At 57.6% G+C, this 16,846-nt stretch carries 18 protein-coding genes; 6 read left to right on the forward strand and 12 right to left on the reverse strand.

The window, feature by feature from the left end:
- Nucleotides 1–44: 44 nt before the first annotated feature.
- Together trpC and WD071_RS08470 are read left to right on the forward strand one after the other, a co-directional pair.
- Nucleotides 45–842 (forward strand): indole-3-glycerol phosphate synthase TrpC, encoded by a 798-nt coding sequence (gene trpC / locus WD071_RS08465; RefSeq protein WP_368047927.1) that lies wholly within the window; start codon nt 45–47, stop codon nt 840–842.
- 69 nt (nt 843–911) lie between these two features.
- The gene (locus tag WD071_RS08470; protein WP_368047928.1) at nt 912–1,628 is read left to right on the forward strand and encodes a hypothetical protein; all 717 of its coding nucleotides are present in this window, start codon (nt 912–914) and stop codon (nt 1,626–1,628) included.
- Here WD071_RS08470 and crp read toward each other — a convergent pair.
- Nucleotides 1,625–2,260 (reverse strand): cAMP-activated global transcriptional regulator CRP, encoded by a 636-nt coding sequence (gene crp / locus WD071_RS08475; RefSeq protein ID WP_368047929.1) that lies wholly within the window; start codon nt 2,258–2,260, stop codon nt 1,625–1,627. The genes WD071_RS08470 and crp overlap by 4 nt on opposite strands.
- Nucleotides 2,261–2,409: 149 nt before the next feature.
- Between crp and WD071_RS08480 the strand changes: the two genes are divergently transcribed.
- Entirely contained in the window at nt 2,410–2,829 is a 420-nt protein-coding gene (locus WD071_RS08480) for an OsmC family protein (RefSeq protein WP_368047930.1), read from the forward strand.
- Nucleotides 2,830–2,834: 5 nt separating this feature from the next.
- On the opposite strand, the gene WD071_RS08485 is transcribed toward WD071_RS08480, so the two are convergent.
- The 10 genes from WD071_RS08485 to WD071_RS08530 all read right to left on the reverse strand — a co-directional run bounded on the left by WD071_RS08485 (nt 2,835) and on the right by WD071_RS08530 (nt 12,289).
- A complete protein-coding gene (locus WD071_RS08485) occupies nt 2,835–3,704 on the reverse strand; it encodes a putative DNA-binding domain-containing protein (RefSeq protein ID WP_368047931.1) in 870 nt (289 codons plus the stop codon).
- The gene (locus tag WD071_RS08490) at nt 3,701–4,561 is read right to left on the reverse strand and encodes a DUF692 domain-containing protein (protein WP_368047932.1); all 861 of its coding nucleotides are present in this window, start codon (nt 4,559–4,561) and stop codon (nt 3,701–3,703) included. The genes WD071_RS08485 and WD071_RS08490 overlap by 4 nt, the downstream gene beginning before the upstream one ends.
- Nucleotides 4,562–4,587: 26 nt before the next feature.
- A complete protein-coding gene (locus WD071_RS08495) occupies nt 4,588–5,109 on the reverse strand; it encodes a hypothetical protein (RefSeq protein WP_368047933.1) in 522 nt (173 codons plus the stop codon).
- Between the two features lie 270 nt (nt 5,110–5,379).
- The gene (locus WD071_RS08500) at nt 5,380–6,057 is read right to left on the reverse strand and encodes an SCP2 domain-containing protein (protein ID WP_368047934.1); all 678 of its coding nucleotides are present in this window, start codon (nt 6,055–6,057) and stop codon (nt 5,380–5,382) included.
- Between the two features lie 16 nt (nt 6,058–6,073).
- A complete protein-coding gene (gene ubiE / locus WD071_RS08505) occupies nt 6,074–6,844 on the reverse strand; it encodes a bifunctional demethylmenaquinone methyltransferase/2-methoxy-6-polyprenyl-1,4-benzoquinol methylase UbiE (RefSeq protein ID WP_368047935.1) in 771 nt (256 codons plus the stop codon).
- 5 nt (nt 6,845–6,849) lie between these two features.
- A complete protein-coding gene (locus WD071_RS08510; protein ID WP_368047936.1) occupies nt 6,850–7,314 on the reverse strand; it encodes a gamma-butyrobetaine hydroxylase-like domain-containing protein in 465 nt (154 codons plus the stop codon).
- Entirely contained in the window at nt 7,311–8,669 is a 1,359-nt protein-coding gene (gene hslU / locus WD071_RS08515; RefSeq protein WP_368047937.1) for an ATP-dependent protease ATPase subunit HslU, read from the reverse strand. The genes WD071_RS08510 and hslU overlap by 4 nt, the downstream gene beginning before the upstream one ends.
- 64 nt (nt 8,670–8,733) lie before the next feature.
- The gene (gene hslV / locus WD071_RS08520) at nt 8,734–9,276 is read right to left on the reverse strand and encodes an ATP-dependent protease subunit HslV (protein ID WP_368047938.1); all 543 of its coding nucleotides are present in this window, start codon (nt 9,274–9,276) and stop codon (nt 8,734–8,736) included.
- 133 nt (nt 9,277–9,409) lie between these two features.
- Nucleotides 9,410–10,150 (reverse strand): SPOR domain-containing protein, encoded by a 741-nt coding sequence (locus WD071_RS08525; protein ID WP_368047939.1) that lies wholly within the window; start codon nt 10,148–10,150, stop codon nt 9,410–9,412.
- A gap of 60 nt (nt 10,151–10,210) precedes the next feature.
- Nucleotides 10,211–12,289 carry a primosomal protein N' gene (locus WD071_RS08530; RefSeq protein WP_368047940.1) on the reverse strand — a complete coding sequence of 693 codons (2,079 nt, stop codon included), beginning with the start codon at nt 12,287–12,289 and terminating at the stop codon, nt 10,211–10,213.
- A gap of 166 nt (nt 12,290–12,455) precedes the next feature.
- On the opposite strand from WD071_RS08530, the gene WD071_RS08535 reads away from it, so the two are divergent.
- The gene (locus WD071_RS08535; protein WP_368047941.1) at nt 12,456–12,776 is read left to right on the forward strand and encodes a chorismate mutase; all 321 of its coding nucleotides are present in this window, start codon (nt 12,456–12,458) and stop codon (nt 12,774–12,776) included.
- Between the two features lie 151 nt (nt 12,777–12,927).
- Nucleotides 12,928–13,140: a 50S ribosomal protein L31 gene (gene rpmE / locus WD071_RS08540; protein ID WP_368047942.1), complete on the forward strand. Its 213-nt coding sequence runs from the start codon at nt 12,928–12,930 to the stop codon at nt 13,138–13,140.
- 106 nt (nt 13,141–13,246) lie between these two features.
- Here the strand turns inward: rpmE and WD071_RS08545 are convergent, their stop codons facing one another.
- Nucleotides 13,247–15,721 (reverse strand): penicillin-binding protein 1A, encoded by a 2,475-nt coding sequence (locus WD071_RS08545; RefSeq protein WP_368047943.1) that lies wholly within the window; start codon nt 15,719–15,721, stop codon nt 13,247–13,249.
- Nucleotides 15,722–15,876: 155 nt separating this feature from the next.
- Between WD071_RS08545 and pilM the strand changes: the two genes are divergently transcribed.
- Complete coding sequence (pilM, locus tag WD071_RS08550) at nt 15,877–16,821, forward strand: type IV pilus biogenesis protein PilM (protein WP_368047944.1); 945 nt, start codon at nt 15,877–15,879, stop codon at nt 16,819–16,821.
- Nucleotides 16,822–16,846: the final 25 nt, after the last annotated feature.

Here is a 16,846-nt window from a genome sequence, read left to right on the forward strand (position 1 = left end):
TGCCACTTCTGGTCCAATGTACGTTTGATGATGAGAATAACACTGTGAAAACCAGCACTATTCTGGAAAAAATCCTTGCGCATAAACAAATCGAGCTTCAACGCAACAGCCAGCGCGTCAGCCAGGCTTTTCTGGAGAAACAGGCAGTCGACAGCATGGCCGATCGCCGGGGATTCATCCGGGCGCTGCGCGCGCGTATGGAGATGCAGCAGGCCGCAGTGATCGCTGAGATCAAGAAGGCTTCGCCCAGCCAGGGTTTGATCCGCCCGGATTTTGACCCTGCCTGGATCGCGCGTCAGTACGCCGATGCGGGTGCCACCTGCCTGTCGGTGCTGACCGATGAGCAGTTCTTTCAGGGTAGTACGGCGTACCTGCAGCAAGCTCGGGCAGCGTGCGCGCTGCCGGTGATCCGTAAGGATTTCATCGTGGATCCTTATCAGGTAGCCGAGGCCGGCGCCATGGGTGCCGATTGTATTTTATTGATTGTGGCGGCACTGAACCCGCCGCGTCTGCGCGATCTGGCGGCCTGCGCAAAAGATTTTCAGCTTGATGTACTTGTTGAAGTCCATAATGAAACGGAGCTGGATATCGCCCTGTCTGCCGGCTTCGATCTGATTGGTGTCAACAATCGTAATCTGCATGATTTCCACACTGACCTGGAGACCACATTCCGACTGGCCGCACTGGCACCTGACGACAAACTGATCGTCACCGAAAGTGGTATTGCCACAGCGGCTGATGTCAAACGCATGATGTCACAGGGGATTTACGGATTCCTGATCGGCGAGACCTTCATGCGCGCGGAAAACCCGGGCGAGAAGTTCGCAGAGCTGTTCGCCTGACGCTAAATTCCTGAAGACTGCCGCCGATACACAGAGAAGGTTACTTTCATCCTTCTCTGTGAGCCGGGCATGGTTGCTTCATACTTTCTGTCGACGCTGTTTCTGTTATGTCTGATGCTGGCAGGATTAATTGTGGCGCAGCAGGCGGCGCTAAGGCAGGGACAGCATATTAATCGCCTGAGTCGCTTGTCGGCGCTGGAGTCCCGGCGTAAGCAGGTGCATCAATCTGCTCGCGCCCTGCAGCAGATGGAAACCGACCCGGAAGTGCTGGCGCTGCTGTTTGGCAGTCTGCTGGAAGACCTGCAAACCATCAAGGCGCTGGATCCGGCTCGCACTGATCTTGACAAACCCATCAAAGAGGCTGAGGCCGGCAGCAAGCTTAGCGGAAGCAGCAAGAGCTCGGGGAGCAGCGCGGCCGTGGCAACAGAGGAAGAGCTGACCATGACGCAACGCCATATTCAACGCGCCATGAAAATTTTTGCGACCTTGTACAAAAGCGACAAAATCAGCGCAAGTCAGTATCAGTCGTGTCGCGACAAGCTACGCATGCTTGGTTTAAGGGTGGCGGTAAATTCCTGTCTGTTAATGGCTCAGCGCGCAGCAGACAGTGAAGACACGATCAAAGCGATGTCATGTTTCCGGCGCGCCGAGAGCTTCCTGGGCATGAAAGGTCTGCCGGGGGCGGAGATCGCAGAAAAGCGGAGTTATATTCAGGCCGAGCGGGAAAAACTGATGACACAATCAGCCGCCGGGCGAGGATTGCTGTTAATGGCGACGCCGGATTAACGGGTACCGTAGACCACAATGGTCTGTCCGCTGACGGCAATCAATTGTTGTTCTTCCAGGGTCTTTAGCACCCGGCCCGCCATTTCGCGTGAACAATTGACCAGCCGTCCCAGTTCCTGGCGGGTAATCTTTATCTGCATGCCATCGGGGTGAGTCATGGCGTCAGGCTCGCGGCTCAGTTCTATCAGTGTCCGGGCCACGCGGCCAGTGACATCGTAGAACGCCAGATCACCTACCTTGCGTGTCGTATTGCGTAAGCGGCTGGCCATCTGCTGGCCAATGGTGAACAGGATCTCGGGGTGCAGGCGGATATACTGATTGAACTTCTCGTAGCTGATTTCGGCGAGCTCACACTCGGTCTTGGCCCGGCAGCTTGCGCTGCGTGCCTTGCGGGTGTCGAACAGCCCCATTTCACCAAAAAAGTCACCCGGATTCAGGTACGCCACGATGACTTCTTTGCCTTCATCATCTTCCAGTACTACGGATACCGTGCCACGCATGATGTAATAGAGAGTGGTCGGGACATCGCCTGCATAAATCAGCGTCTGGTTGCGGTCGTATTTGCGCAGGTGGCTAAAGCTCAGGAAATTTTCCAGATCTGCGATGTGCGGGGTGATGGCCATCAATGCCATTAATATTCTCTCCTGACCCTTGATTACTGACCCTTGCTAACACACTAATCCTACCCCATTGTGGACCCGCTTGCTAACCTTTGGCGATGGTCTGTGGTAATCTTGCGATCCTCGACAACAGGTGTCGGACGAACGGAAGGAGAGAGTTGATGAAGGCAACAGTGCGCTGGGTAGACAATGCCATGTTTCTGGGTGAATCGGGCAGCGGTCACACCGTGGTAATGGATGGTCCCGAAGCAAACGGCGGGCGCAATGTTGGTATTCGTCCCATGGAAATGCTGCTGATCGGCGCCGGTGGTTGTTCGTCTTTTGACGTGGTCAGTATTCTGAAAAAGTCGCGCCAGGATGTCAGCGGCTGCGACGCCGAGGTTACCGCAACCCGTGCCGACGCAGTACCGGCCGTGTTCGAAACCCTGAACCTGCATTTCAGGATCAGCGGTAAAAATCTCAGTGAGAAGCAAGTGGAACGCGCCGTTGCCTTATCCGCAGAGAAGTACTGCTCGGCCACCATCATGTTGGCCAACGGTGGCGTCAATGTCAGCCACAGTTTCGAGATCATCGAGATCTGACCGGCTCACCGGCAGAGCAACTCCAGGTCAACGGTTTTTAACAACAGACTGAGGCTCAGGCTCGCAATGTCCTGATCGGGGAATTGGTGTGCGAGCCGCGAACAGATATCGGCAAAACTGTCACCAGCACCAATGGCGCTGAGGAAGCAGTGCATGGGTGCGTTGATGCGCTGAAACTGCATGCGATGCTGCACCCGGCGGATCAGATAAAAATTTCCCTCAACATCGGTGTCCTGATTGACGCGTCTTTTCTGAGTGACCCGCTGTTCCTGAGTAACGCGTTCCACGCCAAACGGAACTTCGCCCGGCTGCGCCTCGCCACTGGCCAGATATTGCTGCATCGCGGCCCAGTATCCTTCCAGATCAAAATCGCTGCGCATCAGTGCCCAGTCATCACGTGCCGGCCAGCGAGTTGCGGGCCATTGTTCGGCCGGTAATTGCTGTAGATCTGCCCGCGTGAAAATGCTCTGATCGGCCCGGTCGAACAAGGTTATCAACCGTGTTTCCAGCTCGATTATGTCAAGCATGGCCGGCAGTCTGCCGAATTGTGGATGCTGGCGGGCGAACGCATGCAGATCTTCGCCCAGCAGTCCCATGGGGCCTGGCCGCGGCGGATGTTCCGCCAGATACGCAAGCCAGAGCCGGGCGTACACTTCTTCGCCAAGCGTATGGTAAAGAATGGGATACAGTTCAGAGGAGATGTTAATCAAGCGCTGATGATAGGCATTGTTATAAATGCCCAGCGCTTCAACCTGGCTCAGCTCGCGATGGGGGGCGAACATGCGTGTGATGTCAGCGCTGCTCTCGCGCAGATCCTGTGGGCGGGTAATCCAGTCCCAGAAGGCCTGTTGTTCGTCCTCCCAGCGCATGCTCATGCCTGGTGCTGTTCGGGTTGGCAGGGCGTCGGCTGCGCCGGTGCTGTGTCGGCCAGCGCTGCCAGCTGCAATTGCCGGGCCTGATCCAGCTCCCGCATCAGTTCGGTAAATGCCGGAATATGGTCGTCGCGCTCCAGCAGCGTTGCCACCGGGCCTGTGTGCTGGCAGGTTTTGCTGTATAGCGCCCACACCTCGTCGCTGACCGCCTGATCATGGGTGTCGATAATGTGGCTGACATTGTGGGTGTGCCCGGCCAGGTGAAACTGTTGTACGCAATCGGGCCGGATGGCCCGGATCTGGGCCAGGGGGTCCAGGCCCAGATTAAAGCTGCTGACGTAGATGTTATTCACATCCAGCAGAATGCGGCAGCCAGTTTTTGTGGCCAGTGCGTTGATAAAATCCGCCTCGCTCATGGTCGATGACCTGAACTGCAGATAGACCGAGGGGTTTTCCAGCACGATGGTTTGCTGCAGGGAGTCCTGAATCTGACTCACCTTGCTGGTCACCTGATCCAGTGTGTGTTGATTGTATGCAATGGGCAACAGGTCATGCGAGGTGCGGCCATGAAGGCCGGTCCAGCACAAATGGTCGGACACCCACTCTGGTTCGCATTCGGCGATAAGCTGCCTGAGCTGTTGCAGGTAGTGGGCGTCAGGTGCTTCGGAAGATCCGATGTTGAACGAAAGGCCGTGCAGGACGACGGGGTAGTGCTCCCGGATCTGGCGGAGGATGGCGCGCGGCCGACCACCAGGCGCGATATAGTTCTCCGTGATCAACTCGAACCAATCCACTGCTGGCAGATTCTCCAGCACGTAGTCATAGTGGGGGCTGCGCAGTCCGATACCGAAACCAAGCATAGAATCCCCCGCAGAGCCGGATGCTTTTACAGTGACGACAGGACGGTGCCGCCGAGTTTCGCGCACAGTGATTCGGACAGGGCCTTGTCGCCTGTGTAGACACCGACAAAGCCGATGCCATGGCAGGTATTCTGACCGGCACAGCTGCTGTTGGCGTTGCCTTTGCAGGCGCTGAGGCCGGCGCAGGTGAAAACGTCGTTACAGTAGGCCACGTGCACAGCCTCTTCGGCAAGATCGGTGTCCGGCATGGCTGTCAGGCTGGCAGCTTCGCTGCCGCCCATGACCTGGCACATGGCGGCGGAGAAGTTTGCATTGCCGGTGCTGACTGCAACAAAACCCACGTCGCCGCTGGCATTGGCGCCAGCGCCCGCCTCATTGCCCAGACCATTGCAGGCGCTCTGGCCGGCAGCGTGCACGCTCTGGCACAGGCTGATTTTGACCGGTGCCTCGGGGTTCTGGCTCTCAACGTCAAAGGCAGCCATGCTCGAGCCAGACATCATCAGAGCGGCGGCAGCGGATGCGAGCGTAAAACCGTCAGTCTTTGTCATGTGAAATACTCTCCCGGGTCGTCGATCATTATTTGATGATCCGAAACCCATTATGCGGCAAACATGCCTGAATGATCGCTGAACAAGGCGTTATCTGGTGTTATTACGTTGTTCAGGCTTTGCTGGATTATGGCACTGTAGTGTGCGATTACAAGCGACTGCGTCAATTTGTCACAAGTCGCTGAAGCTGTTCAAGGCTCTTTGGCGCAGCCGCTGAAGGCTCTTTACCCGAGACGCTGAGGGCTCATTACCCCAGCCGCTGAAGGCTCTTTACATCTGCTGCTGAAGGCTCTCGATACGGGCCTGCAGGCGGTCCAGGCGCAGGCGGAGTGCGTCGAGCTCGGCGGTAAAATGCTGTGTTTGCTGGCGGGTTGGCATCAGGCCGGCTTCTTCCTGCACAAAATCGGTGATATTGCGTCTTAACGCCTGACCTGCCTGCGCTGCAGTGTCGCGGGTGTGTCGCCAGCCGGTTGCTGTGGTGCGTGTCGCCACATCGCCGAGAACCGGCCCGAGCAGATCCTGCCAGTCGAGATCAAGCTGGTTCAGTGTCCGATGCAGGCGCTGGACAAGCTGGACGTCACCGCTGAGTTCGATATCGGGATCGTGCAGGGCGGTGGCCTGATCGTCACTGAACAGGAGCCGGCTCAGTGCGCGGCGGCTACCGGCAAGACTGGCGTCAGGTGTGTCCTGACTATTGGACATCAGCAGGATTCTGTCGGCGGTAATCAGCAGACTTATTTGCCAGCGGGGCATGCTGGTGCAGCGCACGGCGATGGTTTTGTCTTTGGCTGCTTTTGCCAGCATCTCGATGATGTGCGGGTCCCTGGCAATCAGTCGATTAATCGCAAATTCAATCGGTTGCAGGAGCGCCGTGCCTATTAATTCGATGCCTGGTAATTCGATACCTGGCAATCCGATACCTGATAGTCCTGATCGCGACATAACCATAGTGATGGGCGCCCCCTTACTTGTAACCGATATGAACGGCGCTGATGCCGCCCAGCAGGTTATGATATTTGCAGTCGCGGAACCCGGCATCCTGCATCATGTCGCGCAGTGTTTCCTGATCCGGATGCATGCGAATGGACTCGACGAGGTAACGGTAACTGTCGGCATCGCCGGTAACGGCTTTGCCCGCCACCGGCCATAACGTAGACCAGGCGTCATAGGCCTTGCCCAGCAATGGATTGACGGGTTTGGAGAATTCCAGGACCAGCGCCCGGCCGCCCGGTTTCAGAGTGGCGTACATGGAGCGCAGGGCGGCGTCTTTGTCTGTGACATTACGCAGTCCGTACGCAATGCAGATACAGTCGAAACTTTCGTCGCCAAAGGGCAACTGTTCGGCGTTGACCTGAGCAATGCTGACGTTGCCGGTAATGCCTTTGTCGATCAGACGGTCACGGCCCACTCTGAGCATGGAGTCATTGATATCGGCCAGCACCACGTGTCCGCTGTCACCGACCAGGGGGGCAAAGCGCATGGAAAAATCGCCGGTGCCACCGGCCAGGTCCAGCACCGTTTGCCCGGCACGAATGCCACTGAGCTCGACCGTGAATCGTTTGATAACGCGATGGGTGCCCATGGAGATCAGGTCGTTCATGGCGTCGTAACGATTGGCAACCGAGTGGAACACCTGTCCGACACGCTGAGCTTTGTCACGGGTGCTGACGGTTTCGTAACCGAAATGGGTGGTCTCATTCAGGTTTTGATTATCCTGATGCTGATCGTCGCTCATAAGTGTCATTGTCCACCGGCAGGGCCGGAGTTGCGGGTCGGATCAACAATCTTAATGGCTTGTGTGCCTGCTGGCAACGCATCACGACTGGCCTGCGCCTGCTGCAGGCGATCCAGGTATTGCTGCCACAGGGTCTGCTGTTGCTCCCCGAGGTGGTAAAGATAGTCCCAGCTATAGATGCCGGAGTCGTGGCCGTCGTCAAAGCTCAGGCGAATGGCGTACTGGCCGATGGGCTCAATCGCGGTCATCTGCACAAGGCGCTTGCCGGTCTGCAGCACTTCCTGGCCCTTGCCATGTCCCTTGACTTCGGCAGAGGGAGAGAACACCCGCAGCAGTTCTGCGGGTAGTTCGTGTCGGGTGCCGTCATTGTAGCGCAATTCCAGCAGTCCGCTTTTTTTGCGCAGCCGAATGTCAGTAGGGACTGCTATGTGCCCGGTATTGTGCTCCGTAGCGGGCCCGGGTGCGATCACAGGATGAACCGGCTCAGGTCTTCATTGCGCGCCAGGTCACCCAGTTGCTTCTCGACATATTCGCTGTTGATGGTCAGGGTTTTGTTGTCGCCAACAGACAGATCGGCGGCGGTGAAAGAGACCTCTTCCAGTAACCGTTCCATCACGGTATGCAGGCGGCGGGCGCCAATATTTTCGGTACGCTCATTCACTTCAAAGGCGATTTCGGCAATGCGACTGATGCCGTCGTCGGTGAAGTTTATCGCAAGATTTTCCGTCGCCATCAATTGCTGGTACTGTTCGGTCAGCGACGCGTTGGGTTCGGTCAGGATGCGCTGGAAATCGTTTGCAGTCAGCGCGTCGAGTTCCACGCGAATCGGTAATCGGCCCTGCAGCTCGGGAATCAGGTCCGAAGGCTTTGACAAGTGGAAGGCGCCGGATGCAATAAAAAGTATATGATCAGTTTTGACGCTGCCGTACTTGGTCGTGACGGTGGAGCCTTCTATCAGCGGCAGTAAGTCGCGCTGTACACCTTCGCGTGAAACGCCGCTGTTGCCGGTGTCGCCGCGCTGGGTCACTTTGTCGATTTCATCGAGAAATACGATACCGGTCTGTTCGGTGACATCAATGGCCTGGTTTTTGATCTCTTCTTCGTTGATCAGTTTTGCGGCTTCCTCTTCGCGCAGCAGACGCAGGGCGACCTTCACCGGCATGCGGCGTGACTTCTTGCGGCCCGTGTTCATGGATGAAAACATGTTTTTTAACTGACTGGTCATTTCTTCCAGACCGGGCGGAGCCATGATTTCTACACCTGCGGGGTTGTCGCTGACGCTGATCTCGATTTCCTTGTCATTCAACTCGCCTTCGCGCAGTTTTTTGCGGAACATCTGGCGTGTCGGTGACGGTTCGGCCAGCGGCGACGATTCCCGATTGGATGAGTCATGGCTGTCGGCGCTGCGCGCCGGTGGCAACAAGGCGTCAAGCACGCGTTCTTCCGCAGCATCTTCGGCGCGGTGCTGTACTTTGCGGATCTGCTCATCGCGCAGCATTTTGACCGCAATATCGACCAGGTCGCGGATGATGGATTCAACGTCGCGGCCGACATAACCGACTTCAGTGAATTTGGTGGCTTCCACTTTGATGAAGGGCGCATTGGCCAGCTTGGCCAGACGGCGGGCGATTTCGGTTTTGCCGACACCGGTCGGGCCTATCATCAGAATGTTTTTGGGCGTGATTTCCTGGCGAATATCGCTGCCCAGCTGCATGCGGCGCCAGCGATTGCGCAGGGCTATCGCTACGGCACGTTTGGCTGATTGCTGGCCAACGATGTGGCGGTCGAGTTCGGAGGCGATTTCTCGCGGCGTCATGGTGGTCATTACATCATCCTGTGGGGCGGGCTACGCAGCCCTGCCCGGGTAAAATTCAATTGGGGCGGCCAGATCAGCTCAGATCAAGCTCTTCGATAATGTGCTGGTGATTGGTGTAGACGCAGATGTCTGCGGCTATACCCAGGCTCTTGCTGACGATGTCGCGTGCTTCCATGTCGGTGTTGAAATACAAAGCACGTGCGGCTGACAGTGCGAACGAGCCTCCCGAACCAATGGCCATCAGGCTGTCCTCCGGCTCTATGACATCACCGTTGCCGGTAATGATCAGCGATGCATCTTTGTCGGCAACAACCAGCAAGGCCTCCAGGCGGCGCAGCGAACGTTCCGTGCGCCAGAGTTTGGCCAACTCGACAGCGGAGCGCACCAGCTTGCCGTGGTGTTTGTCCAGTTGTTCCTCAAACCGTTCGAACAGGGTAAACGCATCGGCGGTGCCGCCGGCAAAACCGGCCAGGACCTGATCCTTGTAAAGTCGGCGCACTTTACGGGCATTGCCTTTGAGCACGGTATTGCCTTGTGATACCTGGCCATCGCCGCCGATCACGACTTTGTTGCCGCGTCGTACTGAAAGTATGGTGGTGCCTCGGAACTGCTCCAAACCGATTCTCCTGTGGTCGCTGCCCTCTGCCTGCGAGCAGACAGAGGGTTGGGTGTTGTTATAGGGGCGGTACTGTTCGTTTGGTACTGTTTGTATAGCACTGCCTGCAGATATGGGGCCGGGCGGGACGCTTTCAAGGCTGACTGAGTGTGATGCGCATGCTTTCTATGCTGTTGTTACGCAATATGCGTTCGGCCTGCATCATCTCGTCGCGACTGTCATACGGGCCGGCCTGGACCAGAAACAGGGTGCGTCCGGGCAGGTCTTCCTGCCTCACCCGGGTGTCGAGCCCGAGCGCCAGCAGGCGGTTGGCCTGGGCATTGGCTGCGGTCTGTTGCCGGAAAGCGCCAGCCTGCAGCATAAACAGGCCTGTTGTGGAAGTGGTGGCAACAGGGTCTGGAACTGGCACGGCTGGCGCCTGTTCTGCTATCGTCTCTGGTGTGGTTTCTGGTGTCGTTTCTTGCGGGCTCTCTTGCGGGGTCGCAGGGGTTATGTTCTCGCGCGCCTGTGGTGTATTGACCGGACTGGCATCCACCACGACTTCATAATTGGGCAGTTCCTGATAGAACTCCAGCTGCAACCGGGCTGCTTCCCGCTCCTGTTCGGCCGACACTCCGCCATTGCCGTTGCCATCTGTGCTGGCCACATCCTCAGCGGGCGTTGCTGCCCGCTCAGCATTGCCGGCGAGCGCATTGTCCTGGCCGGGAGCGGGTGGCAATACGCCCGACAGATACACCAGCAGACTGATAAACAGGCCAATTGCAATACCCGTCAGCAGGCCGGTAACCAGTAACCCCAGGCTCGACGTCGAGGGTTTGGGCTCGGGCTCGGCCAGCGGCGTACGTGTGCGTTTTTTGGCGAAATCCTGAACCATGGTTTGAGCTGTCCTTCTGATAAAATAGGGGCGTTTCTGATCTTGCTTGCCCTGAGCGGCTTATATCATATCCTGCGGGTCAACATCGACCGACCAGCGCACCTTGCGTTGCGTGTTCGTCTGTTCCAGTTGCTGACACAGCACCGATAGCAGCATCTGCAGAGCGGCACGTTGCGGGCTGCGCAGCAACAATTGCTGCCGGTAACGATTGGCGCGTTTCTCCATGGGCGCTGGCAGCGGCCCGCTGATTTGTACCTGATGTCCGTTTGGCATTTGTGCCAACAGCTGTTCGGCCTGTTCCCGGGCCGAACTCAGGAACTGTATCGGCGCCGAGTCATTCAGGGCTTCGGCTCGCAACACCGCCATGGAGGTATAGGGTGGCATGCCAGCCAGTCTGCGTTCGCTCAGCAATTGTTCCGCCAGCGCATGATAACCCTGATTAAGCAAAGTCTGCAGCGATTGATGGGTACTGTGACGGGTCTGGATGAGAACCTCGCCTGTCCTGCCGGGAGTGTCAGCGCGGCCGGCGCGGCCGGAGACCTGCACCAGCAGTTGCGCCATAAACTCCTGGCCGCGGAAATCGGCGCTGAACAGACCACTGTCGGCATCCAGCACGGCAACCAGCGTAACCGCAGGGAAATGGTGGCCCTTGGCCAGCATCTGCGTGCCCACCATTATGCAGGGCCTGCCCTGATTGATTTCGGTCAGCAGGCCGTCGAGTTCATTTTTGCGGGCAGTGGCGTCTCTGTCTACCCGAATCACCCGGGTGTCCGGAAAATGGCGCTGCAACAGGGCCTCGCTGCGTTCGGTGCCGATGCCCACTGCCAGCATGGTTTTGCCCTGGCACTCGGGGCAATGTGTGTGTACCGGTTCGCGCCGCTCGCAGTGATGACAGCGCAGATGCGCAGGCGTGCGATGCAGTGTCATACGGGCATCACAGTGTCGGCATTCGGCGGTCCAGCCACAATCCTTGCATTGTAGCACCGGGGCAAATCCACGCCTGTTGATGAAAATCAGTGCCTGGTTGCCCTTGTCGACATGAAGCTTGATGCTGCGCAGCAGTTCCGGGGAAAAGCCATCCTCCAGCATCTGCTGGCTGGTGTCGATCAGACGTGTCACTGGCAGGCGGGCATTGCCGGGGCGCCGGGTCAGGCGCAGATGCTGATAGCGCCCGTCCAGGGCATTGTGCAGGCTCTCCAGGCTAGGTGTGGCGGATCCCAGAACAATGGCAATGCTTTCGCTTTGCGCACGGATGACGCCGAGGTCACGCGCGGAGTAGCGGAAACCATCCTGTTGCTTGAAGGAGCTGTCGTGCTCTTCATCAATCACGATCAGGCCGGGCCGTGCCAGTGGCGTGAAGATTGCCGAGCGGGTGCCAATGACAATGTCGGCATCGCCCCGGGCTGCTGCCAGCCAGGCATTCAGTCGCTGCCGGGGCGTCAGGCCGGAATGCATGATGGCGATGGTTTTGTGCGGAAAGCGCTGACGAAATCGGGCGACCGTTTGCGGTGTCAGACTGATCTCGGGCACCAGTACCAGAACTTGTCTTGCATGCACTAGCGTGTGGCTGATGACCTGCAGGTAGATTTCCGTTTTGCCGCTGCCGGTGACGCCGTCGAGCAGGAAGCAGCGAAATTTATCGCGTTCGGCGCAGATCGAGTCGCACGCCTGTTGCTGTTCCTCAGTCAGCTCGCCTTCGCGGTCCGGATGATCCGGCTCAGCTGCGCTGGTGATCACCTCGTCGCTTTTGCGGCGTTTGATGTCTGCCTGTGCCTTACCGCGCAACCCGGTTGGCATCAACGTATGCAGGGCATCGCCGATCGGGTGCTGGTAGTAACGGGCCGCCCATAGCCAGAGCTTTAGCAGATGTCCGGGAATCAGCGATTTCTGGTCAAGGATTGATATGGCAGGTTTGAGTTTGTCGCTGCTGACCTCTGTGGTGTTGCTGACCTCCAGCAAAATGCCGGTCAGTTCCCGATTGCCGAACGGCACACGAATGCGTATGCCGGGTTCAAGCACTGCCGGCACTGAATGCCGGTCTGAGGGCAGGGCATAGTCGAAACTGCGACGCAGTGGCGATGGTACTGCCACGCGCAGAATAGTGCCTGTTTTTGCTGCGTTGGAAGGTGGTGCTGGCATGAAAACGGATTTCCGGGAGTGCGTTGACAGGCTGTCAGGGGCCAACGCATAAAAACAATCCACGCCAGTATAACCGGTTTTAGACTGGGCTGGCTTCCATTATACTGTGCTGCAGCCCGGCGGCCCGCATGCACCAGCGGCACCAGAGATCGACCACGGAGTATGGATGAGCAACAATCAAGAGCCAACCAACGAATTGCTGGAACTGAGAAAGCAGATAGATCGCCTTGATCAGAGTCTGGTTCTGCTGCTTGCCAACCGCTTCGCCCTGACGCGCAAGGTGGGCGAGATCAAGGCGCGTGCCCAACTGGAGTCCTTTGATCCGCAACGCGAGGAGCAGAAGCTGGTGGATATCCGCAACGCCTGCACCCGGCATGAGCTCAATCCCGACATGATGGCTGATATACTTGCGCAGATCATGCGCGAAACCGTCAGCAATCATGAGCGTATCAAGGCGGAAATTGCACAGTCTCTTGCGTCCGGCTGATTCTCTGCTACAATAGCGCCCCTTTTTCCAAGGTCTTGCGGCACAATTTCTGTCCGCAGTCACTGACTCAGGTATGGTGCCACGGCGCTGGCAACCCGCAGTTCGGGTTGGGCGATGTGGTGGCGATGCCGGTTAAATATGAGGTAATACCATGCGAGCCGATATTCACCCGAACTACCAGGCCATCAAAGCCACCTGCAGCTGCGGGAACGTTATCGAAACCCGTTCTACCATCGGTAAGGACATTCTTGTTGACGTTTGTTCACAGTGTCACCCGTTCTACACGGGCAAGCAGAAGATCATGGACAGTGCCGGTCGTATCGATCGCTTCAACAAGCGCTTTGGCAACCGTACACTGAAGTAACCGCAGTCGAGTATCGGTCTGCACAATAAAAAAGGCCTTGTCAGCGTATGCGACAAGGCCTTTTTTTGTCCCCGATAAAACGTTCGCCAGGGGCTGGCACCACGGCCTAAAAAATGATCTCTGTGGACAGGCTCTCGTCGTTGTTCCGGCCTGGGGTGGTGGTCCGCCTCTCGTTGCCGGTGTCCGGCGCTGATTCCGCCATGAACACTTCAAACATCGTGTTTGCCTGGCCCGGACGCGCGATCTGGCCAGTATCGCGATCAATCAGGCGATCCACGAGGCCGTCAGGCCGGGGCATGATATTTTCCGGGGTGCCTGCCACGGCAACTTTCATGAAGTCTATCCAGATGGGGACGGCCACGGTGGCGCCCTGCTCGGATTCGCCGAGCGGCTCGGGTTGATCGAAACCAACAAAAACACTGGTAGCGATATCGCGATTAAATCCGGTAAACCAGACTTCTGTCGGACCGTTGGTAGTGCCGGTTTTGCCCATCAGGTCGCGCCGGTCGATTTCACGTGCGACGCGTCGGCCACTGCCCTCTTCGACCACGCTGCGCAACATGGTGTTCATAATGTAAGCAACGCGTGGGTCGGTGACCTGTTCCGCCATGAGTGCTTCGGGAATCGGTTCGGGCAATGGCACTGGGGTGGCGCCGGGATCCACAGTAATACCTTCGCCGTCGCCATCAAACAGGGACTCAGTCAGGAGCGAAGCTGCTGCCTGTGATTCGATTGGCTGATCCGCGTCGCATTGTTCACACACAGTGGGCTGGCGAGCACGGTAGACCACACCATCAAGCGTGCTGATGGTCTTGATCAGCGTTGGTTCTATGCGATAACCGCCGTTGGCTATCATGGCGTAGCCGGTGGCCATTTCCAGAGGCTGTACGTCCTGGCTGCCCAGTGCGACGGTCAGGTCGTTGCGCGGGAAGTTATCGGTTTGAAAACCGAAGCGGGCCGCGAAATCGAACAGTTTGGCGGTGCCCAGTTGATCATAAAGTCGCACCGCCGGCACATTGCGGGAATCCTTGAAGGCATTGCGCAAGGTGATTGGGCCCACAAAATTGCGTTCGTAATTCTGTGGTCGGTATTCTCCGCGTGCAAACGGCGCGTCGTTTATCATCGTTGCCGGGGTGTAGCCGTCCTCGATGGCGGCGCCATACAGAAATGCCTTGAAGCCGGATCCGGGCGGGCGTGATGCCAGCGCCCGGTTGACCTGGCTGTGCTGGAAGTCGTAGCCGCCAGTCAAGGCCAGAATATCACCATTGTCCGGTGAGACTGATACCAGTGCGCCCTGAATCTCCGGCACCTGGCCCAGCTGAAGTTCGCCGGCGTCAGTGCGTCGGACGCGGATAAGATCACCGACAGCGGCAACGTCGCTGGCCTGCTGGGGAGGCGGCCAGGCGTTGTCGCGCGTGATAAATGGTCGGGCCCATTCCAGGCCCGACCACTCTATGGTGTGTTCACTGCCATCACGCATCAGGATGCCAAGACTGCGTTCGTTGACGCTGGTGACCACTGCCGGTTGATGGTTTCCGTAACCGGGTATGACATTCAGGTCCTGCAGCCAGCGTTCGCGCGGGTCGGCGCCGATTGCTGGCAGATTGGCTTCAGGGCCACGGTAGCCGTGGCGACGATCATAGTAGTTTTCCAGGCCCGAGCGCAGGGCGTTGTTGGCTGCGATTTGCAGATCGCTGTGGATGCTGGTTGTCACCTCGATGCCCAAGCGATAGATGTCATCGCCGTAAAGTTCATACAGCTCCTGTCGTACCATTTCAGCGACATAGGGCGCATTGACCTCGATACTGCGCAAATGCCGTTCTGCTGCAATCGGTTCGGCCAGGGCTGCAGCATGCTGACTGCGATCAATCATGCCTTGCGCGAGCATTTTGTTGATGACAACGTTGCGACGCCCTTCGGCTCGCGACGGATCAGTAACCGGATTGCAGACCGACGGGCAGGGCAAAAGGGATACCATGGTGGCAAACTCACCGAGCGTCATCTCGTCAACGGTTTTGTCATAATATACCGCCGCAGCGGCGCTGATACCGTCTGCGCCCTGACCAAAGTACACCAGGTTGAGGTAGAGAGTCAGGATCTCCTCTTTACTGAGTTCCTGCTGGATACGCAGGGCAAAGGGAATCTCTTTGAGTTTCCGGGCGTACACGTTGTCGCTGTCAAAGGAGATATTGTTGGCCAGCTGCATGGTAATGGTACTGCCACCGCCCAGATTGACGCCGCGCAGAAAGCCGTAAAAGCCACGGACCAGGCCACGAAAATCGACACCGGGGTGGGAGTAGAAGCGTGAATCCTCGCTGGCAATGACGGCCTGTACCATCAACGGGGGTATTTCTTCATAGCTTATGGGATCACGGCGAACGCCGATTTCTTCGATCAATTTGTTATCCGCGGTCAGGATACGCAACGGTGTTTCCAGTTGCACCTCGCGATAACTTTCGGCTGACGGAAGTTGGGGGGACAGGTAAAGATACGCCGCCGATGCCACCATGAAAATGCCGCTGAGGCAGAATACACCAAACCAGAACAGGATTTTCAGGGTCTTTTGCAGGGTCTTTTGCATGCAGGCAATCCCGCGTTGATGTATCGGGTGATTTGGTTCTGATTTGGCAGACTGGTTGATTATATACCCCATTGACCCGAATTTCCTGTGATAAATCCCGGCAAAGCTGACAGAAATCGGCTAAACAGACACTGTGATGGCTAAGGAGGGCAATCATGCTGGGAATTGACATCGGGCATCAGGCAATCAAGCTTGTGGTGCTGGCAAGACGGCGTTATGGCTGGTGTCTGCAGGCTTACGCCGTGCAACCTTTGCCGGTCGCTGCCCGCGGCGCTTCGTTGCTGGCCAGTGCGGCAGTGCGGGATGGTCTTGCTGCGGCGTTGCGACAGTTGCCAGGCAGGGTTCGTGACGCCGCTGTGGCGCTCAATTGTGATGAGGCAATCACAAGAACCATAAGGCTTGATGCGGGTCTGACAGATCAGGGCATCGAGAACGAACTCGCAATCGAAGCCGACCAGCACTTGCCTTTTCCATTGTCTGATTCGAGCATGGACTTCTGTCGTGTGCCTGCCAGCGCAGGTGGCAAGAGTCCGGGGCAGGATGTGTTTCTGGTGGCATGCCGTCAGGACACGGTAGCTCAACGCGTGCAACTGCTGACCGAGTTGGGCCTGCGGCCTGCCGTGGTTGACCTGGATGCCATGGCCCTGGGCAGGATGGCCGGATGGCGCGTAACAACCGCGCCACAGGTGCTGATGGATCTGGGCGCAAGCGGATTTCGTCTCCACGCCTTCGCTGACAGGCGGCTGGTGTACAGCCGTGCTCATCAGATGACTGATTTGCCGGGATCTGATTTTTCTGCCGGCTCAGTGCCACAGCAGAATCCGGATCACACGGCCAGGCTGGTACAGGAGGTCAGGCGAGCCATTCAACTTTTCCTGATATCAACAACATGCAAGGAGCCGGAAATCTCCCTGGTCGGCGGCCTGGCATCGCTGCCGGGGCTGGCTGAAACCATCTCCGGCTCGTGCGGGCAGCCGGCCAGCCTTCTGCAGCCGCCATCACATATAAAACTGCATGCGCAAGTGGATGCGCCGCGTTGGCGCCAATCGCTGCCGCAGCTGGCGCTGGCGTGCGCCCTGGCGATGAGGGAGAGGGGGTGACGGAATGCATGGAGGAATGCATGGC

Origin of the sequence: Pseudohongiella sp., from assembly GCF_040877505.1 — a bacterium.
In the GTDB taxonomy this organism is placed as follows: Bacteria; Pseudomonadota; Gammaproteobacteria; order Pseudomonadales; family Pseudohongiellaceae; genus Pseudohongiella.